This window comes from Paenarthrobacter sp. 2TAF44 (assembly GCF_052114885.1).
Lineage (GTDB): Bacteria > Actinomycetota > Actinomycetes > Actinomycetales > Micrococcaceae > Arthrobacter.
The window spans coordinates 183,139-203,645 of sequence record NZ_JBFRFP010000002.1; the positions used below are offsets into that span (position 1 = coordinate 183,139).

Below are 20,507 nucleotides of genomic sequence, written 5' to 3' on the forward strand. Positions count from 1 at the left end.
GAGTTACTTGCGAAGATTACTCCGCGAACAGCGCCGCCAGGTCATCCGCCGTCAACGAGCCACCAGCCAGCGCATCGCCTTCCATCACATCCGCGAACAGCTGCGACTTCTTGGCCTTCAGCGCCATGACCTTCTCTTCGATGGTGTCCTTCGCAACCAACCGGTAGACCATGACGTTGCGGGCCTGTCCGATGCGGTGGGTACGGTCCACAGCCTGTGCCTCGGATGCCGGGTTCCACCATGGGTCCAGCAGGAACACGTAATCCGCCTCAGTGAGATTGAGCCCGAAGCCACCGGCCTTCAGCGAAATCAGGAACACCGGAGCGGCGCCGTTCTTGAACTCGCTGACCACATCGCCGCGGTTCCGGGTGCTGCCGTCGAGGTAGCAGTACTCCACGCCCTCAGCGTCCAAACGCTCACGCACCTTGCCCAGGAATCCCGTGAACTGGCTGAAGATCAGCGCCCTGTGGCCCTCGGAGATGAGGTCTTCCAGCTGCTCAAACAGCACATCGAGCTTGGAGGACCGCACTCCTGACAGCGACGAATCCACCAACGACGCATCCAAACTCAGCTGCCGCAGCAAGGTCAGTGACTGGAAGATCGTGAAACGGTTCTTGTTGACGTCGTCGATCAGCCCCAGGATCTTCTGGCGTTCGCGCTGCAGGTGCGTCTGGTAAACCTTCTGGTGCCGCGGGTTGAGCACCACCTCCAGGACCTGCTCCTGCTTGGGCGGCAGGTCCTTGATGACCTGCTCTTTGGTGCGGCGCATCATCAGTGGACGGACACGACGCCGGAGCTTGGCCAACTGCGCCGAGTCACCGTTCTTCTCCACCGGCTTCTGGTAGTTTTCCGCGAACCGCTTGGGACTCGGGAACAGGCCAGGCGCCACGATCGATGTCAGCGCCCAGAACTCCATGAGGTTGTTCTCCAGCGGAGTGCCCGTGATGGCCAGTTTGAACCGGGCCGGCAGCTTGCGCGCGCACTGGTATGCCTTGGATTGGTGGTTCTTCACGAACTGCGCCTCGTCCAGCATCAGGCCGGCCCACTGGAATGTTGCGTAGGCATCGTAATCAATGCGGAACAGGGCATAGGACGTAATAACGACGTCGGCACCCGCCAACGCGTCGACGGGTGACAGGCCGCTCTTGGCAAAAGTTTCACCGACGGTCCGCACCACAAGCCCTGGAGCGAAGCGTTGCGCTTCCGCGGCCCAGTTGCTCACCACACTGGTGGGGGCCACCACCAAGAACGGAGCGCGGGCCGCGGCGCCGTCAGCTTTGTCCACAGCAGCAGCCAACTCCTTCGCCGCACAGATCAACGCGATCGCCTGCACAGTCTTGCCCAGGCCCATGTCGTCGGCCAGCACGCCACCCAGGCTGTGCTTGAACAGGAAGCTGAGCCAGTTGAAACCTTCAAGCTGATACGGACGCAACTCAGCGTTAAGGCCTGCCGGCAGTGGAAGCCCGGTGACGCCGTCGTCGAGCAATCCGCCCACGGCCTCACGCCACGCGGCGGCCTGCTCGTCAACGATCCCGAGCTGCGCGAGTTCGTCCCAGAGACCGGCCTGGAAACGGCTGATCTGCAGGGTGCCGTCCTTGTTGTCCGGGTTGTCCTGCAGGGACCTGGCTTCGTCGATCAGTGCGCGCAGCTGGTGCAGCTCGGGCAGGTCGAGCGAGAAGTAGGCGCCGCTGGGCAACAGCATGCGGCTCATTCCGGCAGCAAGGGCGGAGAACACCGCGGCGAACGAGACCGGTTCGCCCTCGAGCGTGATGACGATGCCGAGATCGAACCAGTCGCCGCTCGCCGTTTCCTTCGTGGAGATGGAGACCACCGGCGCTTCAGCGGCTTCGCGATAATCTGCGATGTCGCCGGAGGTTTCGACCACGACGTCGGGCAGGTCCTTGAGCGCCGGCAGGATCTCCTCGGTGAAAGCCAGCGTGTCCAGCCCGGAAAGCTCAGCCGAGGCAGAGAGCCGCGGAGCGCCCCAGCCACCAGTAGCGGATTCCGCCAGCGCAGGCACCACGTCCCACGGCCGGCCGATCGAATCCAGGATCCGGGCTTCCTCAAGGTCATCGCGGTAGCCACGATCGTCCGGATGCCGCCACAAGGGCTGCGCAGTGACCAACGTGCCGGACTTGTAGTGCCACTCCCAGTGCAGCCGGACCTTGTGATCGGTGCCGTAATTGGCGAGCAAGGAGAGCGTAGGCACCGCCAGAGTTGGCAGTTCCACGGATTCATCCGCCGCCTTGACGGGCGTTGACTGCCGCAGCTTCGGGTAGAACGAGGTCAGGAACCTGCTCTCGTCCTCGGCCGGAATCTGAAGCGTTTCGCCCTCGGTAACAAACTCCAGCAGTTCATCACTGAGGCCGCCTTCAATCGGCGCGAGCGTGATCAGGCTGTTCTGCTGCGGCACCCCGGGAAGGGCTTCGGCGCCGGAATGCGTGAAGAAGATCCCGTACGCGGGCTTGCCCAGGAAGCCCACAGTTCCGGCATCAATCTGCTTGCCAGCCACCGTCACGGACGGCGCAAGCTGCAGGCCGCCGTCGGGCGTTTGCTTCTCGTCCTTAGCGCCCAACGCTTCAAGGCGCGCCAAACTGAGTCCGACGACGGCGGGTTGGGTCTCGACGTGGACAGGCTCGCTACCAGCGGCGTGAATGAGGGGAATGCCGGCTTTAGTGGCGTCGGCGAGGAGGGTCCAGAGGTTCTTGGCAGCGAAATCATTCAGGCTCAACCACATGGCGCCGGACGGTTGCTGGCGACCATTGCTGGAACCATGCGCAGCGAGGAAAGTCTGAAGCCACTCGACGTGGGCCTCATTGAATTCGCGGCGGAAACTGACGTAGCTGAGGTTGTTCCAGGAGACGTCGCCGCGGATCCATTTGCCCTTGGCACCCATCATCACGGGGCGGGCCTTGAGCTGCCGGACACTGCGCATGGGGTCGCGGCGGCCTGTGTAGGAGAAGTGCGCGGCCGGTTCCTCCACCTCGAACTGCAGGGCGAGCGGAATGCCGGCAGTGCTCGGCGCCGTGCCCGGCTTCGCGATCAGCCTGTTGAGGGCTTGCTCCCAAGCCGGCCGCCCGGAACCGCCCTGCTCGGAGGACCCAAGGCGCGAGGTCTGGATCCCCGGTGCCTGGGACAGGAGCTGGGCGCGGATCGTGGGGTGGTCCTCAGCCGTGAAAAGCAATGCGGCCACATGCTTGCAATCCTTGCGGACAGGGCAGCTGCAAATACCTACTGTGCAGCTCCAGCCGCTTGGCTTGCGAACCAGCTTGGCCGACGTCGAATATGGTTGCGGACCGGTGCCGCGGACCTTGCCTAGCAAGAGGCCGGTGGCCGAATCGAAAGAAATTCCGCTCACGCGGCTGCCCATGGCATAGGCCAATCCGGCCGCCAAAGAGCGGTCGTTTATGGCAGGAGTCTGAATGGCCAGTTCCCAGGTTTCGTCTGTGTGGGACGGCATGCGTCGGGCTACTTTCGGCAGGAGGTTATCTGCTCAATCTTAGTCAGCAGAAAACGGCTCCCAAACTTCGCCCTCCGTTAACCTCTACCTCGATTGCAGCGCCGCTCCCACGCGTACGTTGAAAGGGTCCGGAGCACCAACAGCTTTCAGCAGTGAGGATTTCCCATGACTACCAACGAGTACCCCGTCGTCCTGAACAAAACCAGCTTCGAAGCGGGCAATGCAGACGTAGTGGATTCCAACGTCAACGTCGTGAACCAGATGTACGCGGAGCTCCTCAACAGCGACGAAATCGCGCCCGCTGCGCTCAACAGCTACTTTGTCGATTTCTATATGACCCAGGCATTGGCCGGTGGATTCGCCCAGTACGTGTTCACCGCCCCGGAGCGTGAAGAGGTTGACGCCTACGTGCGTGCCGGTTTGGAAGGCATGGGCGCCACCCGGCACCTTGACCTGTTCAACCGCACCGCCGCAGCCTTTGATGCGTTGAGTGAGGACGACGCCGAGGCCTACCTCGACGGCGAGCTGGACGAATCCGAAACGCCTCTCGCGGCCGTTGTTGTCCTGGATGAGCTCGACGGCGAATTCGAGGCATTGCTGGAAGAAGAGGACATCATCGACCTCAACGCCGCCTACCTTCGCGGCTCGTCCGAACTGCTGGTCCTCTCCGATGAGGAGCTCGAAGCGCACATCGCCGAGCGCGTTGCCCTCATTCCGGACCTTGCCGAGCGCCAGGCCGAAGCTGACGAAGAAGCACTCGCTAACGCTCCTGAGTTCGAGGTCATCATCCGGGAACTCTGCGACGTGGCAGGTTACGCGCTGCAGAAGATCACCATGGGTGACCCCAACTACGAGCACGACGGCGTGAAGACCCTCGCCTGGCACTTCTCCACCGACCACGGTGACTACATCATGGTGGAAGACGATGACGAAGCCTTCATGATCCACCCGGAGACCAAGGAAATCATCGCTGCCGTGGAGTTCGAAGAGTCCGACGAGCTCGCGGACGCGTAAGTCCCTCCCCCTAAGACCCGCCGAGATCGCCGGAGCGCTGCCCGATCGCCGGAGCGCTCCGGCGTCCTCGCATGTGCTGCGGCGTTCTCAGGTTGTCGTGGTGGCCCTACGTTAGAGTCCCCGGGCGCCAAGCACCGGGAGATTGTACTTGTTTGCTATACGTCTAAATTCAGGATCTGGTCCTACATTTTGAGAGGTTAGCTGCAACAAGCCACCCCTTCCTGGGGATAGGCCTTGATCTGCCCGGCGATCCCAGTACGCCCAGCAGCGTCCCATTAAGGTCTTTGACGGGTAGCTGATCCCTAACGGTTCTGATCCGTCGTGGAGCGTGACGCCCCTGATCGTGTGGGCCAAAAGCGTCGTTAAATCTCTATCTTCCCCGCCTAACGAACCCGAGGTGAGCAACTGGAGCCGTTCCGTTGTCCCCAGCACCGTTGGAGCCTTGTCTTGGAGCGCGAGGAGGGTGTCCGGATCGTCGATTTGCACCCACCAACCTTCGCGAGGCAATCGGATCTCATAAACTGATCGATCCATCTGCCAGTCGACCGAAATCGCCCAAGGCACATCAACCTCATTGGCTTCAGCCTGTGCTTGAACACTCGCAATGTACTCCTCAAAAGTCCACCCGACTGATTCGGCGATCCTGGCAACAGCGGCGCGCTGTTGGCGAAATCCGATAAGTACTTCGGAATAGGCGCACTGCAGCGAGTCTGCGAGGTAAATGGTTGATCCAAGGCTGTCAAACCGACCGCGGGAATCACCGATGCTCCTGTCAGTTCCTACTGGCACAGGACCAACAACGGAGTTGGACCTCGCGGAGAGGGCACCATAGCGATCCTTTGCCACTCTGTATGAAATTTGGCCGGTAGCTGGCACAAGACGTAGCCCAGATTTGGCGCAGACGGGACCGAGAGCCGCTGGGATCATGCGGCGTAGTTGTCATTTACGAACGCTTCGGCGGCACCTATGACTTCTCGCGTACGTTGCTGCTGGATGTAGAGGATGGGCGCTTCTTCGTCCAGCCGCGGGTTGGCACCCATCAGCCAGGAAAGAGCTACATGCTTGCCCTCCGCCATCACCAGGGTTTTCCATACGCGGTGTCCGAGCCGCAGTCGGGCTTCGACCTCGGGCCGGGGGTCGGGACCGTTCGGCTTCGCCCATTTAAAGGGGGAAGTTCGGTCTTTGACTCCTGCCATGGATTGCACGACTGTAGTGCCCACGTTCTCGTTCAGTTCCCGGACAAGGTCATGGATATTCATCCGGGTTGTATCGCGGTAGATCTCATTCCGGGTGCTAGCTTCCATGCTCTGATTCTGCTGGTAAATCAACAAAAAAGCAACAAAATAGAGCGACTGATGCAATGAAAAAGTAGGGCTCCACGTCGAGGACGCCGGAGCGCTGCCCGATCGCCGGATAGCTCCGGCGTCTTTGGCGTGCTCCGGCGTCCTCGCATGTGCTCCGGCGAACTCGCCGAGAGCAAGGGGGAGAAACCAAGGGCTTAGTAGCCCGCTGCGGCCCCCTTGATCATTTCCCCACTCGGGCTGACCAGGTACCAGACACTTTGGACGCCTTGGCCTGTGACATCGCCCGGAGCTTTGTCCTTGGCGTAGTAGTACAGCGGCATGCCATTGAGGGTGACCTGCTTCTTCCCGTCAGGGGTCGCTATGGTTCCCACGGTGCCGGTGACGCCTTCAACGGCTGGCTTGTCCGACGTCGTCGTGAACACTGGCCACGCCGTCAGGCAGGCGCCAGTGCACGCGCTGGTTCCTGAATCCTTGACGTCCTTGGTGAAGAAGTACAGGCTCATGCCCTTGCTGTCCACCACGATCTGCCCGGCGCTGGATGATGCAACCTTCATTTCGGCACCGGCCGCGGCCGGGTTGGACATGGCGTCCGTACTCGGTGACGTGGAGGTAGGTGCCGTCGAGGAAGTGGCGGTCGTGGGCGCGGCAGAGGACGTGGTGCTTGTCCCGGGGCTTCCGCCGCAACCGGCAAGAGCCACGGCGAAAACCATTGCGCCGATCCCAACGCTGAGTCTATTTCTCATGTTTAGCTCCTTTGACGGGCCGGCCGGGATGGGTCGGCGCTAACCCCTACGACGCCAGCGGGGGAAGAATGGTTCAAGGAGCTGAACCTTTTTCCCACGCGCGGCGTCGTATGGGGGTAGGGCAGCAGGAAACAGTGCGAAGGAGGTGGCCATGCCGCTGGACGAGGACGTGGTGGCGGCAATCTACCGCGATCACGGCACAGCGTTGAAGCGCTTTGTGCTCAGCTGCACTTCGGACACGCACTTGGCCGACGACGTCGTGCAGGAAACCATCCTCAAGGTCTGGCAGCACGCCCCGCAGATTACGGGCAGCCTGCGCAGTTACCTCTTCCGGACCGCCCGCAACGTCATCATCGACAACTACCGGAAGGCTCAGAGGCGTCCCGTCGAGGCAGGCGAGCACGACCTTCCAGACCATGTCGCGACGGAACGTGTTGATGAACTCTTGAACCGCGTCCTCATGGAAGAGGCGCTCCTACGGCTCAGCCACGAACACCGAGAGGTCCTTGTGGCCCTGCACTACCAGCGGTTCACCGTCAGCGAGGCAGCCCTGCAGCTGAACATCCCTGCCGGCACTGTGAAATCCCGGGCTTTCTATGCTGTGAAAGCCCTCCGAACGATCCTTGATGAAATGGGGGTGGAACGATGAACGGCAACCCCGTCCACCAATTGCTGGGCGCCTACCTGCTGGGCGGGCTCGACCCCGAGGAAGCTCGCATTTTTGAAGCGCACCTCGCCGGATGTGCTGCCTGCCGCAAGGAACTCGAGGAGTTGGAAAGCCTCCCCGCGCTGCTCGACGCCGTTCCCTCCGCCGACGCCGTCGCGCTCACCGTGACGGGTACCGCCGGTGCACTCTCACCTTTGGAACCGAGCCGGGAAGCATTGCCGCAGAAGATCCTGGTTGACCTTTCGGCACGCAGGAAGAAATCACGACGGCGGTGGGCGGCTTTCGTGGGGGCAGTCGCCGCTGCGTGCCTGGCACTTGGTTTCCTTGCGGGCCCGCTGCTGAATCAACCACCAAAACCCGATGCCAGCTACTCGGTGCAGTCCGAAACAGGCCTGCAACTGACAGTAGGCATGGTCAAGAAGACCTGGGGCACGGAGCTTGAGGTCGAGGGCAAAAGCATGCCGCTCGAAGGAACGCTCTACCTTTGGGTGAAGGGCCGGGACGGGGCGGAAGAGCGCACCTGCGGCTGGACGGCGACCCCGAGCGGTCGCATCAAGATCACTGGCGCTACGCCCGTGCAGCTTGGCGGCATCGCCGGAGTGGAGCTCCGGGATGAACGGGACAAGACAGTGGCCTCAATTTCAGTGCCGTAGATGTCAGCGCCCTAGATTTCAGTGCCGTAGGTCTTAGCGCCGTAAGTTTGCCCCCAGCTCTGCGACGAGGGCGGGGTCCTCGCAGGCCCGGGCAAATGCTTCGATCCGGCGTTCGATTTCGCGGCCCAACAACCAGCTTCCGATTCTCTCGGCTACGGGCTTGAGCCAAGCCGGGCGGCAGGAAAAGGTGTACTTCCACACTGCCCGGGTGCCGCCGTCGTCCGGGGTGAACCGCCAGCCACCGCCGAAGTTCTCAAAGAACCACGGCCCGGACACCATAGTCATTCCGACATTGCGGGGCGGGGTGTACGAGACGTACTCACTCACCATCTTCAGGCCCATCCTGGAGACGGTTCGTGTACGAACTCCCTTGCCCGCTCCTTTGGCTCCGTCAACGAAGCTTTGCGCCGAAATGAACGGATCCCATCTGAGCCTGAACTCGCCAGTGGTCTGCGAGAGCGCGAAGGCTGTCTCGGCATCCAGGCGGATAAATCGTTCAGCACGAACCTGGGGCATTCAGGACCCCTGCCCTGAACCGAGTACCAGGAGAACCATGAAGGTGACGCCAAAGACGTTGACCGCCATGATCGCCAGTCCGATGATCCCCGTAATACGTCCGGCGTTCATGCGCCCAGCCCGAAATACAGCAATCAGCCCACTGACCACAGACACAATAGCAAGTACCACCGCAACCAATGCCAGAATAAGCGCACTGAACCACCAGACGTCGTTGCCCGGGTTGTAGCGGCTCATCGCCGAAGCAACGGCCGCGACGCCCAGGGGAATGCTGACCACGGCGGCTATGGGCGAGAGGACTGCCGAGACGATGCTTGTGATGCCGGCACCCAACCCAGGCGTCCTGGACCATTGCTGCTGCTGGTAGTACTCAGCCGGTGGCTGATAGCTCATGATTCCCCCAAGTGCTTCGGCTAGATCTTGCGATACGTGAGGTCGAAGATCATACGCCCGGCCTCGTGGGCTTTGTTTTCAAAGCTCGTGCGGATACGGCCCTCGAACCGGGGAGCCCAGCCGCCTTCCTCGTCCACACCCTCGTTCGGACCCGTGTGCTCAGTGCTGACAGGTGCGCGGCCTTCCCGCACCGGCGCCCCTCCCACAACAGACTCGACGCCGGATTGCCACACTTGCGTCAGAGGGCTCTCCTCGCCACTGCGCTCGCCTTCGTGCATGTTCTCAAATTCCGTTGAGCCTGTCAGGACCTCACGCACGTGCACAGCGTAGTTGGACCAGTCGGTGGCGATGCGCCAATAACCACCCTTTTCCAGTGCCTTGGCGGCCACGGAAGCGAAAGCTGGCTGGATGAGGCGGCGCTTGTGGTGGCGTGCCTTGTGCCAGGGATCGGGGAAGAATACCCAGAGCTCACTGACCGAACCGGCGGGAAGCATCGATTCCAAAACCTCGGGCGCATTGGCTTCCACCACTCGAACGTTGGTCAGGCCACGGCTGTTGATCTTGATGATGGTGTTGGCCAACCCGGGCGTGTAAACCTCCACGGCCAAAAAGTCCTTGTCCGGATTCTGTTCGGCAGCATGCACTACGGCGTCACCCAAACCCGAGCCGATCTCGACGATCAGCGGAGCTTTGCGCCCAAAGACGGCCTCGGCATCAAACGTGTAATCGGGGTGCACCGAAGTGTTGGCGACGTGACGCGGAACCTGGACCGCCCACCGCTCGGCATGCTCTTCCCACGCGGCCTGCCTACGGCCCTGCAAACGGGTGCCGCGGCGCACGAAACTGACCGGCCGGCCACCGTACGTTCCAAAGGAAGCCTGGCTGCCGGGCGTTACTGGTCGCGGGGAATCTGGGGTTTCACTCATCCTTTCCAGAATACTTTGGTTCCGGTGGGCAGATGGTTGGCTCAGACGAGGCTGAATCCGTGCTCCGGCGTCAAAACAGGATCATGATGCGGCCCGTGGTGAAAATCCAGGCAGCAACAATTGCAACGTCCAGCCCGAGAACGCCCAGCCCTGCAATTCCTGTGAACCACGCCTTGGTGCGCCGTCCAGTTGGCGTGGGTCGTCGAGCCAGCACCACCGATGCTGTGCCGAGTATCAGGGAAATGAGGCCGCACAATGACGGGAGGCTCCACAAGACGGCCGGGGCAATCCAATCGTAAGGTCCCGCCTTAGACGGTGACCTGGTGAAAAACGCCACCAATAACGCCGCAGGCGATGTGACCGGAAAGTACAAGAGCGCAGCAACGGCAAAGACGAGGCCGCCAATTCCTGTGTTGAGGCCAGGGGGTTGCTTTGGCGGGACGAGAACATATCCTATCGACGCATCCGCACTGTCCGGGTTCGACGATGTAGGTGAAGGCAAAGTTTGGTTCATGCCCTCAACGCTATGAACGCCGATGCCGGACAGACAGAGGTAATCCGGCGTATGTGCATAACCCGCAGACACCCAGATCCCGGTCACATCACGCCCTTGGGCAGCAGACCGGACATGGCTGACAGAATAGGACGTGTGACCTCCTCGAACAGGCCCGGCGTCGCAGATGCAAGCGGCCAGGCAGACCCGATCCGCTACAAGGCCGTTCGCCCTGAAATCGCTGTGGATGCCGAGATCGACGACGTCCCGCCCGCACCACCTACGCAGCTGCGCTCCAAGAGGGGCCTCATCTACCTCGGCATCTGCCTCGTCCTGATCGGACTGAACCTCCGAACGGTCTTTTCGAGCTTCTCGGCTGTCCTTCCGGAAATAACGTCCGACGCCGGGCTGCCGGGCTGGGCTGTGGTGGTCCTGACCACCGTTCCCGTGACATTGCTGGGCATTTTCGCGCCCCTTGCCCCAATCCTTGCCCGCCGTTTCGGCGCCGAACGGGTCCTGCTGGGCGCGATGGCGGTGCTCACAGCAGGGCTTTTGGTGCGTCCAAGCGAAATCCCGGGAGTAGGCCATCTGCCTACGCTTCTGGCCGGAACGGCAGCATGCGGAGCAGCGATCGCGCTCTGCAACGTCCTCCTGCCAGGCGTGGTCAAAAGGGACTTCCCGCACCGCCTCGGGCTCATGGGCGGCCTCTACACCACGGCAATCTGTGCTTCCGCCGCCCTTGGTGCAGGGTTCACCTATCCGGTTTTTGCGGCAAGTGGCCAGTGGACTTCGGCGCTGTGGTCCTGGGCCGTGCCTGCCGGCGTCGTGCTTTTACTCTTTCTTCCGCTGGCCATCCGCCAGCCATCGGTAAAGCACCAGGCGGTCCGCGGCGGCGTGAACGTGTGGCGATCCGCGGTGGCCTGGCAGGTCACGCTGTTCATGGTGCTGCAGGCCATGATGTCGTTCAGCGTGTTTGCGTGGCTGGCGCCGATTCTGAGGGACAGGGGCATCGAGGGTGGGACGGCCGGCCTGATCGTGTCGGTGTCGATTGTGCTTCAGATGCTCGGTTCACTCTTCGCCCCTGCCCTGGCCACGCGGTTCAAGGATCAGAGGGTGATCAACACGGTGGTAGCCCTGATGACCGGCGGCGGCTTCGCCCTCAGCATCTTCGGGCCCACTGAGCTGATTTGGATCTGGACCGGACTGCTGGGACTGGGACAGGGCTCCCTCACGGCGGTTGCCCTCACGATGATCATGGTCCGCACCCGTGATGCCCACACCGCCGCCCACCTGTCGGGAATGATGCAGGGTGTCGGTTACGGAGTGGGCTCGGTGGGCACTTTGCTCGTGGGCCAACTGCACCAAGCCACGGGTGGATTCACCGCCGCGGGCATCCTGTTCCTGGTGGTCGGAGCGCTGGCTGCGTTCTTCGGCTACCGCGCGGGCCGCAACAAGTTCGTTTAAACGCGTGGTGAGGCCCGCTCTGATGCCCCAAAGTACGAACGTAGGGGGCAGAACGGGCCTCGCAACGGGAACCTAGACCGTCAGGTCCTTGCCCTTGGTCTCCGGGATCGAGAAGGCGAACGCGATGCCGATCACCAGCAGGATCACCGCGTACACGTTGAACAGGTACCCCTGGCCAATGGTGCCCAGCCAGGTCTGGAGGTACGGAGCCGTGCCACCGAAGGCCGCTACGCAGATGGAGTACGGGACGCCGACGCCAACGGTGCGGATGTGCGTCGGGAAGAGCTCGGCGTAGACGGCCGGGACAATGGACGCGCTACCCGCGATGAAGAACAGCATCACGGACATGGACACGGTCAGCTGCCATGGTGAATCCTTCAGCAGCCACGTCATGGGGAAGTGCATGATCATGGCACCGATGGACGAGCCGATCAGCACAGGCTTGCGACCAATGCGGTCGGACAGCTTGCCCCAGAACGGGAGTGCGGCGATGAACACAACATTGGCGATCACGCCAGCCCAAAGTGCTGCTCCGCGGTCCATCTTCAGCGTGGTGGCTGCGTAGCTCGGTGCCACGACACCCCAGATGTAGTAGACCACCGTGAGGCCAACGGTAAGGCCGATAACCTGCAGGGCCTGCTTGCGGTACTTGACGATCTGCGGCCACATCGGCAGGCGCTTTTCCTTGGGCGTCTCAGCCTCGAATGCGTGGGTTTCCTTCATCTTGGCCCGCATGAACAGCGCGTAGATGCCCAGCGCGCCACCGATGAGGAACGGAATACGCCAGCCCCAGGCACTCATGTCGTTCTTTGACAGGACAGCAGTGAGGATCGCGCCAAGCAGTGTTCCGGCCAGAATGCCGGCGGTGCCGGACGTGTAGATGAGTGTGGCCCAGAAGCCGCGCTTTTCCTTGGGTGCCATCTCGGACAGGTACGTTTGCGACGACGGCAGCTCACCACCGTGGGCAAGGCCCTGAATCAGTCGGGCGAGCAGGAGCATCACAGATGCGAACGCGCCAACGGCCTGGAACGTCGGCGCGATGCCGATGAGGAGGCTGCCGAGAGCTCCAAGCGCAACGGCTACCGTCATGGAGGTCTTGCGGCCGATGCGGTCGCCGATCCAGCCGAACACGAAACCGCCGAACGGCCGTGCAACAAACCCGACGGCGAAGATCGCCAAGGTGGACAGCACGGCAGACGTGGGGTCGGCCTGGCTGAACAAAGCACTTGCGATGAACGGCGAGAACGTGGCGTAGATGGCCCAGTCGTACCATTCAACGGCGTTGCCGATGCCGGTTCCGACGAGCGTGCGCAGATGGGACTTGTGGACCTTGACTTCGGTGGACGTTCCAACGGTGGCGGTCATGTGATTCTCCAAGGTGGGATAGGGCTGGGAGTTAGTGGGCGGCGAGGGCCGCGATGCGGGACACGGCGAGTTCTGCGTACAGGGCAGCGCCGTCGGTGAGGACGCCGTCGTCGAACGTCGCGTACGGCGAGTGGTTGAAGGGCGACGTCGCGTGGTCGGTGCCGGGGGCAACGGCGCTGAGCCCCACGAATGTTCCCGGGACCTCGGCCAGGACACGGGAGAAGTCCTCGGAACCACTCAGGGGAGTTGCCATCCGGGTCAGCCGGGACTTGCCGAACATGCCAGCGATGACCTTCTCCGCCGTGTTGGTTTCGTCCTCGTCATTAATGGTGAGCGGGTATTCCTGTTGGTAGTCCACATCAACCTCCAGTCCGTGGGCTGCGGCAATGCCTTGGAGCAGCTTGGGTACTACTTCCATCATCTTCTGCCGTGACTCTTCGGAGAAGGTCCTGATGGTGGCTTCGATACGCGCGGTCTCGGGGATCACGTTTCGTTTGGTTCCTGCGTGCAGCACACCAACGGTGAGGACAACGGGATCAAACATGTTGAACTGGCGCGTCACCATGACCTGAAGGGCGGTGACCATTTCGGCTGCTGCGGTCACGGGGTCCTTGGCTGAGTGCGGTGCGGAGCCGTGTCCGCCGGCGCCCAGCACGGTCACAACGAGCCCATCCGAAGAACTGAGCATCACGCCATTCTTGGTGACGAACTGGCCGTGCGGTTCCAGCGAGGAGAAGACGTGCATTCCGTACGCCGTATCTGCCCGCCTGCCAGCAGCATCCAGGACGCCTTCGTTGATCATGTAGCTGGCGCCGTCGAAGCCTTCCTCGCCGGGCTGGAACATGAGGACGACGTCGCCGGCCAGTTTGTCGCGACGCTCAGCCAGCAGGGTGGCGGCTCCGGCGAGCATGGACGTGTGGAGGTCGTGGCCACAGGCGTGCATCGCTCCATCTACGCGGGACGTGTAGTCCACTCCAGTGGTTTCCTGGACTGGAAGGCCGTCCATGTCTGCGCGGAGCAACACCACGGGCTTCTCGGCCGACGCGTAGGTGGCGCCACCGCGCAGAACCGCGGTGACCGACGTCGTATCCTTGCCCAGGGTGATTTCGTAAGGGAGTCCGTCGAGTGCCTTCAGCACCTTTTCCTGGGTGCGGGGCAGTTGCAGGCCGATTTCCGGCTCACGGTGGAGGTCGTGGCGGAGGCGGACGATGTCGTCCTGCAGTTCCTTGGCGTCGGCGGCGATGGTCATGTGTACTCCTGGTCTCGCTTGGCTACGGGGTTCTTCCAGCAATTCTGTGGTGACTTAACTCACAATCCTGAAAACATCTACAAAAATGCAACGAAGCCGCAGAAACGCACGATTCATGCACACTTGAGAGAATGTACGCATGGAACTCAGTGAAGAGGATCTACGCCTCGTCAATGCCCTGCAGATCTCTCCCCGCATCAGTTGGTCCGACGCCGGCGAGGTCCTGGGCGTCCATGCCACAACCCTGGCCGCGCGGTGGGACCGCCTGAAAGCCACGGGAGCGGCCTGGACTACGGCGCACCTGATGGGCGATCCGAAGAACATGTGCCTCGCCATGGTGGACATCGACTGCGACATGGACCTACGGCCGGACGTTGTCACTGCGCTCGCAGAGCTCCCTGAGGTCATCACCGTGGAAGAAGCCGCCAGTAACCGCGATCTCACGCTCACGGTCATCACCCAGGACCTCGATCAGTTCAGCACCAGCCTGCTGCCGCGGCTCAAGGAAATCCGTGGGCTCACCAAGTACCACACGTCGCTCTGCACCCGCATCCATACCAGCGGATATGCGTGGCGGCTGAATGTGCTCACGAAAGGGGAACAGCAAGCGCTGCGGGCGATGGCAGGGCCCGAATCGGCCAATCCCTCCGCTCCGGACGCCATCGTCGTGCCGCTGCCCGAGAGCCATCTGGCGCTTATCCCGTTTCTGTCCCGCGACGGCCGCGCTTCTGCTGCTGAGATCGCGCGGGCTTTGGGGCGGCATCCCGCCACCGTGCAACGCCAGTTGGGGCGGGTGCTGAACAGCAGGATGCTCTCCTTTCGCTGCGAGATCGCCCAAAAATTCTCCGGTTATCCCGTCACAGTCCAGTGGTTTGCGAACGTCCCCGCGGGACAGCACGAGGCCGCAGCCACTGAACTGCGTTCCATCCGGAATGTCAGGTTTTCCGCATCAACCACCGGCCGCACCAACTTCACCATGATCATGTGGCTGCGCTCGCTGGCGCAGGTCATGGAAATGGAGCTCGCCATCCAGCAGCGGATACCGGGCATCGAACTCGTGGAGAGCGTCGTCATGTTGAACACGGCCAAACGGGTTGGCTGGATGCTGAACCCGGACTCCACAGCTACAGGGACAGTGGTGGCACCATACGGGGAACTGCTGCCGGAAACAGCATGAGGTTTTGCCGAAGTTGACGACGACGGCGGGTCCCGCCTTCGTGCCGGTTCCCGCCTCTGTCAGGCGTGCTTCGTTGCCCGGAGGACCGTGTCCACAACAGTAGCCGGTTCGCCCTCCGGAGCCGTGACGGTGCGTTCCCGCGAAGTCAGGACGTTGACGAACCACGGCTCGCGATCCAGGCGGAGCGCGCCAGCCAACTGTTCCGGCGAGAAGAACATGCCCGTTTCACGGTGGTGGCTCCAAGGAGCGAGTCCATGCGGGTGATGTCCGACCACCAGCAACGTGCCGCCCGGGGCTACTGCCGCTGCCGCGGAAGCTACGGAGTCGCGCCACGGCAGGAGGGGGCTGTGGAGGAACTGTGCTGATACGAGGTCAAAGATGGGTTCCGGCTTCCATTCCGCCAAGTCCTGCTGCTGCCACGTGATCCGGTCAGCGTAACCGGAGTCCACGGCATGGGCTGCTGCACGTTCAAGCGCGACGGCGGACACATCCATTGCGGTGACCTTCCAGCCCTGCCCGGCGAGCCAGATCGCGTCTGCACCCTCGCCGCAGCCAAGGTCCAAGGCCGTTCCCGCACGAAGGCCCGCCACTTCGGCGACCAACTGAGGATTCGGGTTCCCGCTCCAGACCTTTGGACGCTCCTTGTACATGCCGTCCCACATGTCAGCGGCGTTGTCAGCGTCCTCGTGGAGATTGAGCCCGCCATGCCTCGGCTCGCTGTGGTGAGTATCGCCGTCGTGCGTTTGTTCAGTCATATGCCAAGCGTGCCGTGAGGCTCGGCGCAAGGCAATCCCTGTTGCTGCTTCGGCAAGTTCCACCGCTGGGCGGACGCATCTGGTTTTTGCCCGCGATGGCGGATAACCTGTGACCTTCTGCGCCCGAATCATTCCGGTGGCGCCTCGTACTGGGGGATTCATGGTGTTCCTGCAACGCAATATTCGTGTGCCCGCTGCGCTAACGGCTGCGGCAGTGCTTTCGCTCGTGGGCGCTGGGGTTGCTCACGGGCATCCCATTCAGCCAACCGTCAAATCGTCTCTTCCCTTGGCTACGTCGTTGATCTCCGCAGGTCAAAGTCCCGCGGGGATAAAAGCGATGGGAGTTCCGTTGGCTTCAATGGATTCTCCAGACACCCTTGCAGTGGACGCAAGTATTTTGAAGTTCAGTCGTGACGGGTCCAGGGCCTTCGTATATGGCCGTCAGTATTTTGCAGATATTTACGTACCACCGGACATCGTGTCCGGCAGCGTTGAAGTTATGAACGCCTTCGACCTCGCGATGTCGCCAAGCGGATCCACCGCGTACCTCCCTACAAAATACGAGACGGCTGACATCGCTGTGGTGGACACGGTACGGCACACGGTCACTGCCAGGATTCCTTTGGCTGAAGAGGCGCAGAAGGTAGCCATCTCAGCAAACGGTGCCGTTCTCTACGCGTTGTCTGGGCGGCCCTATGAGTCGCCACTAAAAAACGGGTCGGTGAACGTAATCGACCTCGCAGCAAAAGCTGTGAAGGCCGTTGTTCCGGTCGGGGCTGGTGCTAACGACGTTCTAGTCGCCCCGTCCGGGGACAAGATCTACGTATCGAATTACGCTGACAACACCATCACTGTCATCAGTGCCGTCACCAACAAAGTGGTCAAGACGCTTCCAATCGAAGGTGGATTGGGTCAAGGCTCCATCTCGGCCGACGGAACCAAGATCTTCTACCCCAAGCCTTCGGGCGGGATAGCAGTCGTGGCGATCTCGACGGACACGGTTCTTACAAGTGTTCCGACCATCTCTCCTGTAACCGCGCCTGTATTCACTCGAGACGGTTCGCGGGCATACGTCGTGGATCAATATCCGGGGCGCGTCGTGAACGGAGAGAACGTCGCGGGCGATTACTTCGTGGCTGAAATCGACGTTGCGAAGAATACGGTGAGGCCCATTGCCACTGCAGACTCAGGCTCAAGCACTCCGGGACGTCCCGTCATCCAAACGAGCCCGGACGGCAAGAGGCTCTATGTGCTGGGCAGCAAAGCTGTCGTCCTTGCTTTGCCTTCCCTTCAAGTCCTGGCCAGCACCCCCATGCCCAGAGTGGTCAGCAGCTTCACGATGTCCCCGGATGGCAGTAAGGGCTACGGGCTAACAAATGACGGTGGGCACATCGTGGTGGTCAATGCGCCTCGCCTCGACAACGTGCGCAAGGACTACAACTCCGATTACGCCACAGATATCCTGGCCCGTGATTCGGGAGGTGCATTGTGGCTCTATCCGGGCAACACCAACAAGGGCTGGCTTACGCGGACTCGAGCTGGCTCGGGCTGGGATGCCATGAACCTAGTTGTTACTCCCGGTGACTTCAATGGAGACAAGAAGCCGGATGTCCTGGCACGGGACAGCGCTGGAGACCTTTGGCTGTATCCAGGGGATGGACAGTCGTATTGGTGGTCACCTACCAAGGTCGGCGTGGGCTGGAATGCCATGACCGCAGTGGTCGCACCCGGAGATTTTGATTATGACGGGCACTCGGACATTTTGGCCCGCGACAGCGCAGGCGACCTGTGGCTCTATCCGGGCAATGGCATGGGCGGGTGGTTACCGCGGACGAAAGTCGGTGCCGGTTGGAATGACATGACGGCGATCATGGGACCCGGGAGAAACGCAATCCCCGGAACCGATGTGCTTGCACGCGACAGTGCCGGAACCTTGTGGCTCTACGAGCGCGATCTGTCCAGCCAATGGGTACCTCGACGGCAAGTCGGCACCGGCTGGAATGCGATGACCAGCATTGTGACACCGGGCGATTTCGATGGTGACGACATTCCAGACATCCTGGCGCGTGATGTCTCTGGCGACTTCTGGCTCTACCCGGGAACAGAACATGGAGGCTATCAGCCAAGAGTAAAGGTTGGGGCTGGCTGGAACGTGATGACAGCAATCGCATAGCCGGTCCTTGCTTCAAGTTGTTCCAACGCAAGTGACAGTTCTGCCTCCTAATTCGGCTGGTTCCAGCGCTGGGCTCCTGCCCCGGTCGCCCCCAGTTCGTCGGCAGGATTCTGCAGGGTGCACGACTTCAGGCTCAGGCAACCGCAGCCGATGCATCCATCCAGATCATTCCGCAGGTGTTGCAGCGCGGCAATTCGCTCGTCGAGTTCCCTGCGCCATCGCGACGACAACCGCGTCCAATCCCGTTTGGTGGGCGTTCGCCCATCCGGCAGGGAGTCCAGCGCCTCACGGATGTCCTTCAGAGGAAGGCCAACTCTTTGTGATGTCTTGATGAATGCCACCCGACGCAACGTTTCGCGCCTGTACCGCCGCTGGTTGCCGGCCGTGCGCTCAGCTGTAATGAGCCCGTTGCGTTCGTAGAAGTGAAGGGCCGACGGCGATACTCCGCTGCGTTCCGAAAGCTCACCGATGCTCAGGGGCCGGTGGGCGCTGCCTGGAACTTGTGGCATGGCTGGTCCTCCCGTGGTGGGCGTGGTGGATTGACCTCAACATTAGTTGAGGTTCTAGGGTAACGTCCATGACCTCTGATACCTCAACGGCTGGGATCCTCCGCCGTCCATACCTGCTGGCCACCGTCGGTGCTTGTGCGCTCGTTTTCCTCAGCGCCTTCGAGTCCCTGGCGGTAACCACCATCATGCCGCTCGTCAGTCGGGATCTGGATGGAGCCAGTCTTTACGCGCTGGCCTTCGCTGGCCCCCTGGCGACCGGTGTGATGGGCATGGTGGGAGCAGGTAACTGGTCCGATCGTCGGGGTCCGGCTGCGCCGCTCTACGCATCGGTGGCACTTTTCGTTGCAGGCCTCCTGATCGCAGGAACAGCCCGGAGCATGGAAGTCCTGGTGCTCGGCCGGCTGGTGCAGGGACTTGGCGGCGGCGCCATGACCGTTGCGTTATACGTGCTCGTGGCACGGGTCTACCCGCCTGCTCTGCATCCCAAAATCTTTGCCGCCTTTGCTGCTTCCTGGGTGATCCCTTCCTTGGTGGGACCCTTTGCCGCAGGTATTGTGGCGCAACTCAGCAGCTGGCACTGGGTGTTCCTTGGCGTTGTGGGGCTGGTCGTTCCGGCACTGCTGATGGTGGTTCCGGCTGTACGCGGGATGGCACCCGACCCCGACACAGATACCCAGCGTGTGCCTTGGGCTTTCGGACGCATGGGCTGGGCGGCGCTGGCTGCCCTGACCGTCCTCGCGCTGAACCTGTCAGCAGAGGTGCCGGGCGTGGGCGGGGTGATTGCCGTCGTCGCGCTTGTCCTTGCAGTGGTGGCGGTAAGGCCGTTGGTCCCGCGCGGAACACTGGTGGCCCGCCGAGGCCTTCCCAGCGTGATCCTCACCCGCGGTTTGGCATCCGCAGCGTTCTTCGGCGCAGAGGTCTACCTGCCGTACCTGCTGACCGAACAGTACGATTTCACGCCGACGTTTGCCGGGCTCACGCTGACCGGCGCCGCGCTCGCATGGGCGGGAGCGTCCGCTCTGCAGGGCCGGTTAGGTTCCAAGCTGGCCGATGCCCTCGCTGTGAAAATTGGTGCTGCGCTGGTGCTGGTGGCCATAATGCTGGCCCTGGTGACCGCGGCCTTGGCGCTGCCGGCGGGTATTGCCATTGGAGGGTGGATCCTTGCGGGCGGCGGCATGGGACTCATGTACCCGCGGCTCTCGGTGATGACCTTGGCGTTGTCCGGTGAGGAAAACCAGGGCTTCAACAGCGCAGCGATGTCCATCTCGGACTCTCTGGGCGGCGCCTTGTCCCTCGCCGCCACGGGACTCGTCTTCGCAGCATTTACGACGACGAACCCGTTTGCGGGGGTCTTCGCACTGACGGCGGTGATCGCCGTCGTCGGAGTCCTCATAGCGCCGCGGGTCGCCACCCGGGCGGGTCTCTCCACCACGCGGGAAACCGAACCTGAGGCATCGCTCCACAAGTAGCCCGACCTTCACCAAGCCCAAGTAAGTAGCAGTTGAGCGCGTTTTGAGCGTCCAAAATGCGCTCAACTGCTACCCAGTTGGGGCCCCTCAACGCAGGCCCGAGCCAGCCCGATGCAGGGCTGAACGCCGAACACTGCTAGACTGGGAGCACTTGATGTGCGGTGACGCCCTGAAGCA

At 62.0% G+C, this 20,507-nt stretch carries 18 protein-coding genes; 7 read left to right on the top strand and 11 right to left on the bottom strand.

All coding sequences use genetic code 11. The features are described from left to right. Window positions 1-16 precede the first annotated feature (16 nt). Window positions 17-3,460 (bottom strand): DEAD/DEAH box helicase, encoded by a 3,444-nt coding sequence (locus tag AB4Z15_RS03295; protein ID WP_442016050.1) that lies wholly within the window; start codon window positions 3,458-3,460, stop codon window positions 17-19. Between the two features lie 165 nt (window positions 3,461-3,625). Between AB4Z15_RS03295 and AB4Z15_RS03300 the strand changes: the two genes are divergently transcribed. Continuing rightward, window positions 3,626-4,474, top strand: a complete 849-nt coding sequence (locus tag AB4Z15_RS03300) for a DMP19 family protein (protein WP_442016051.1) — start codon at window positions 3,626-3,628, stop codon at window positions 4,472-4,474. A gap of 923 nt (window positions 4,475-5,397) precedes the next feature. Here AB4Z15_RS03300 and AB4Z15_RS03305 read toward each other — a convergent pair. Together AB4Z15_RS03305 and AB4Z15_RS03310 are read right to left on the bottom strand one after the other, a co-directional pair. Further along, window positions 5,398-5,778, bottom strand: a complete 381-nt coding sequence (locus AB4Z15_RS03305; protein ID WP_442016052.1) for a hypothetical protein — start codon at window positions 5,776-5,778, stop codon at window positions 5,398-5,400. 194 nt (window positions 5,779-5,972) lie between these two features. Continuing rightward, the gene (locus AB4Z15_RS03310) at window positions 5,973-6,521 is read right to left on the bottom strand and encodes a COG4315 family predicted lipoprotein (protein WP_442016053.1); all 549 of its coding nucleotides are present in this window, start codon (window positions 6,519-6,521) and stop codon (window positions 5,973-5,975) included. A 151-nt stretch (window positions 6,522-6,672) separates the two neighbouring features. Between AB4Z15_RS03310 and AB4Z15_RS03315 the strand changes: the two genes are divergently transcribed. Together AB4Z15_RS03315 and AB4Z15_RS03320 are read left to right on the top strand one after the other, a co-directional pair. Then, on the top strand, window positions 6,673-7,170 hold the full coding sequence (locus AB4Z15_RS03315) for a sigma-70 family RNA polymerase sigma factor (protein WP_223934624.1): 498 nt from the start codon (window positions 6,673-6,675) through the stop codon (window positions 7,168-7,170). Further along, entirely contained in the window at window positions 7,167-7,841 is a 675-nt protein-coding gene (locus AB4Z15_RS03320) for an anti-sigma factor family protein (RefSeq protein ID WP_442016054.1), read from the top strand. Before AB4Z15_RS03315 ends, AB4Z15_RS03320 begins: the two co-directional genes overlap by 4 nt. Before the next feature lie 33 nt (window positions 7,842-7,874). Here the strand turns inward: AB4Z15_RS03320 and AB4Z15_RS03325 are convergent, their stop codons facing one another. The 4 genes from AB4Z15_RS03325 to AB4Z15_RS03340 form a co-directional block, all read right to left on the bottom strand. Next, complete coding sequence (locus tag AB4Z15_RS03325) at window positions 7,875-8,357, bottom strand: type II toxin-antitoxin system RatA family toxin (RefSeq protein WP_442016055.1); 483 nt, start codon at window positions 8,355-8,357, stop codon at window positions 7,875-7,877. Further along, the gene (locus tag AB4Z15_RS03330) at window positions 8,358-8,750 is read right to left on the bottom strand and encodes a hypothetical protein (RefSeq protein ID WP_442016056.1); all 393 of its coding nucleotides are present in this window, start codon (window positions 8,748-8,750) and stop codon (window positions 8,358-8,360) included. A 20-nt stretch (window positions 8,751-8,770) separates the two neighbouring features. Continuing rightward, window positions 8,771-9,676 (bottom strand): tRNA (guanosine(46)-N7)-methyltransferase TrmB, encoded by a 906-nt coding sequence (trmB, locus tag AB4Z15_RS03335; protein ID WP_442016057.1) that lies wholly within the window; start codon window positions 9,674-9,676, stop codon window positions 8,771-8,773. Window positions 9,677-9,746: 70 nt separating this feature from the next. Next, complete coding sequence (locus tag AB4Z15_RS03340) at window positions 9,747-10,190, bottom strand: hypothetical protein (protein WP_442016058.1); 444 nt, start codon at window positions 10,188-10,190, stop codon at window positions 9,747-9,749. Between the two features lie 135 nt (window positions 10,191-10,325). Here AB4Z15_RS03340 and AB4Z15_RS03345 point away from each other — a divergent pair, with 135 nt between their 5' ends. After that, complete coding sequence (locus tag AB4Z15_RS03345; RefSeq protein ID WP_442016059.1) at window positions 10,326-11,633, top strand: MFS transporter; 1,308 nt, start codon at window positions 10,326-10,328, stop codon at window positions 11,631-11,633. A gap of 72 nt (window positions 11,634-11,705) precedes the next feature. On the opposite strand, the gene AB4Z15_RS03350 is transcribed toward AB4Z15_RS03345, so the two are convergent. Together AB4Z15_RS03350 and AB4Z15_RS03355 are read right to left on the bottom strand one after the other, a co-directional pair. Next, the gene (locus AB4Z15_RS03350; protein ID WP_442003303.1) at window positions 11,706-12,998 is read right to left on the bottom strand and encodes an MFS transporter; all 1,293 of its coding nucleotides are present in this window, start codon (window positions 12,996-12,998) and stop codon (window positions 11,706-11,708) included. Between the two features lie 31 nt (window positions 12,999-13,029). Further along, complete coding sequence (locus AB4Z15_RS03355) at window positions 13,030-14,247, bottom strand: M20 metallopeptidase family protein (RefSeq protein ID WP_442016060.1); 1,218 nt, start codon at window positions 14,245-14,247, stop codon at window positions 13,030-13,032. A 139-nt stretch (window positions 14,248-14,386) separates the two neighbouring features. On the opposite strand from AB4Z15_RS03355, the gene AB4Z15_RS03360 reads away from it, so the two are divergent. Then, window positions 14,387-15,424 (top strand): Lrp/AsnC family transcriptional regulator, encoded by a 1,038-nt coding sequence (locus AB4Z15_RS03360; RefSeq protein ID WP_442016061.1) that lies wholly within the window; start codon window positions 14,387-14,389, stop codon window positions 15,422-15,424. 59 nt (window positions 15,425-15,483) lie between these two features. Here AB4Z15_RS03360 and AB4Z15_RS03365 read toward each other — a convergent pair whose 3' ends face one another. Beyond that, window positions 15,484-16,179 (bottom strand): SAM-dependent methyltransferase, encoded by a 696-nt coding sequence (locus AB4Z15_RS03365; protein WP_442016062.1) that lies wholly within the window; start codon window positions 16,177-16,179, stop codon window positions 15,484-15,486. 358 nt (window positions 16,180-16,537) lie between these two features. Between AB4Z15_RS03365 and AB4Z15_RS03370 the strand changes: the two genes are divergently transcribed. Beyond that, window positions 16,538-18,352: an FG-GAP-like repeat-containing protein gene (locus AB4Z15_RS03370; protein ID WP_442016063.1), complete on the top strand. Its 1,815-nt coding sequence runs from the start codon at window positions 16,538-16,540 to the stop codon at window positions 18,350-18,352. A 47-nt stretch (window positions 18,353-18,399) separates the two neighbouring features. On the opposite strand, the gene soxR is transcribed toward AB4Z15_RS03370, so the two are convergent. Then, window positions 18,400-18,861 (bottom strand): redox-sensitive transcriptional activator SoxR, encoded by a 462-nt coding sequence (gene soxR, locus AB4Z15_RS03375; protein ID WP_442003298.1) that lies wholly within the window; start codon window positions 18,859-18,861, stop codon window positions 18,400-18,402. A gap of 68 nt (window positions 18,862-18,929) precedes the next feature. Here soxR and AB4Z15_RS03380 point away from each other — a divergent pair, with 68 nt between their 5' ends. Continuing rightward, complete coding sequence (locus AB4Z15_RS03380; protein ID WP_442016064.1) at window positions 18,930-20,330, top strand: MFS transporter; 1,401 nt, start codon at window positions 18,930-18,932, stop codon at window positions 20,328-20,330. Window positions 20,331-20,507: the final 177 nt, after the last annotated feature.

Coding starts and splice junctions, on each gene's coding strand:
- AB4Z15_RS03295 (WP_442016050.1), bottom strand. CDS start 3,460: ATGCCGTCCCACACAGACGAAACCTGGGAACTGGCCATTCAGACTCCT.
- AB4Z15_RS03300 (WP_442016051.1), top strand. CDS start 3,626: ATGACTACCAACGAGTACCCCGTCGTCCTGAACAAAACCAGCTTCGAA.
- AB4Z15_RS03305 (WP_442016052.1), bottom strand. CDS start 5,778: ATGGAAGCTAGCACCCGGAATGAGATCTACCGCGATACAACCCGGATG.
- AB4Z15_RS03310 (WP_442016053.1), bottom strand. CDS start 6,521: ATGAGAAATAGACTCAGCGTTGGGATCGGCGCAATGGTTTTCGCCGTG.
- AB4Z15_RS03315 (WP_223934624.1), top strand. CDS start 6,673: ATGCCGCTGGACGAGGACGTGGTGGCGGCAATCTACCGCGATCACGGC.
- AB4Z15_RS03320 (WP_442016054.1), top strand. CDS start 7,167: ATGAACGGCAACCCCGTCCACCAATTGCTGGGCGCCTACCTGCTGGGC.
- AB4Z15_RS03325 (WP_442016055.1), bottom strand. CDS start 8,357: ATGCCCCAGGTTCGTGCTGAACGATTTATCCGCCTGGATGCCGAGACA.
- AB4Z15_RS03330 (WP_442016056.1), bottom strand. CDS start 8,750: ATGAGCTATCAGCCACCGGCTGAGTACTACCAGCAGCAGCAATGGTCC.
- trmB (WP_442016057.1), bottom strand. CDS start 9,676: ATGAGTGAAACCCCAGATTCCCCGCGACCAGTAACGCCCGGCAGCCAG.
- AB4Z15_RS03340 (WP_442016058.1), bottom strand. CDS start 10,190: ATGAACCAAACTTTGCCTTCACCTACATCGTCGAACCCGGACAGTGCG.
- AB4Z15_RS03350 (WP_442003303.1), bottom strand. CDS start 12,998: ATGACCGCCACCGTTGGAACGTCCACCGAAGTCAAGGTCCACAAGTCC.
- AB4Z15_RS03355 (WP_442016060.1), bottom strand. CDS start 14,247: ATGACCATCGCCGCCGACGCCAAGGAACTGCAGGACGACATCGTCCGC.
- AB4Z15_RS03360 (WP_442016061.1), top strand. CDS start 14,387: ATGGAACTCAGTGAAGAGGATCTACGCCTCGTCAATGCCCTGCAGATC.
- AB4Z15_RS03365 (WP_442016062.1), bottom strand. CDS start 16,179: ATGACTGAACAAACGCACGACGGCGATACTCACCACAGCGAGCCGAGG.
- AB4Z15_RS03370 (WP_442016063.1), top strand. CDS start 16,538: ATGGATTCTCCAGACACCCTTGCAGTGGACGCAAGTATTTTGAAGTTC.
- soxR (WP_442003298.1), bottom strand. CDS start 18,861: ATGCCACAAGTTCCAGGCAGCGCCCACCGGCCCCTGAGCATCGGTGAG.
- AB4Z15_RS03380 (WP_442016064.1), top strand. CDS start 18,930: ATGACCTCTGATACCTCAACGGCTGGGATCCTCCGCCGTCCATACCTG.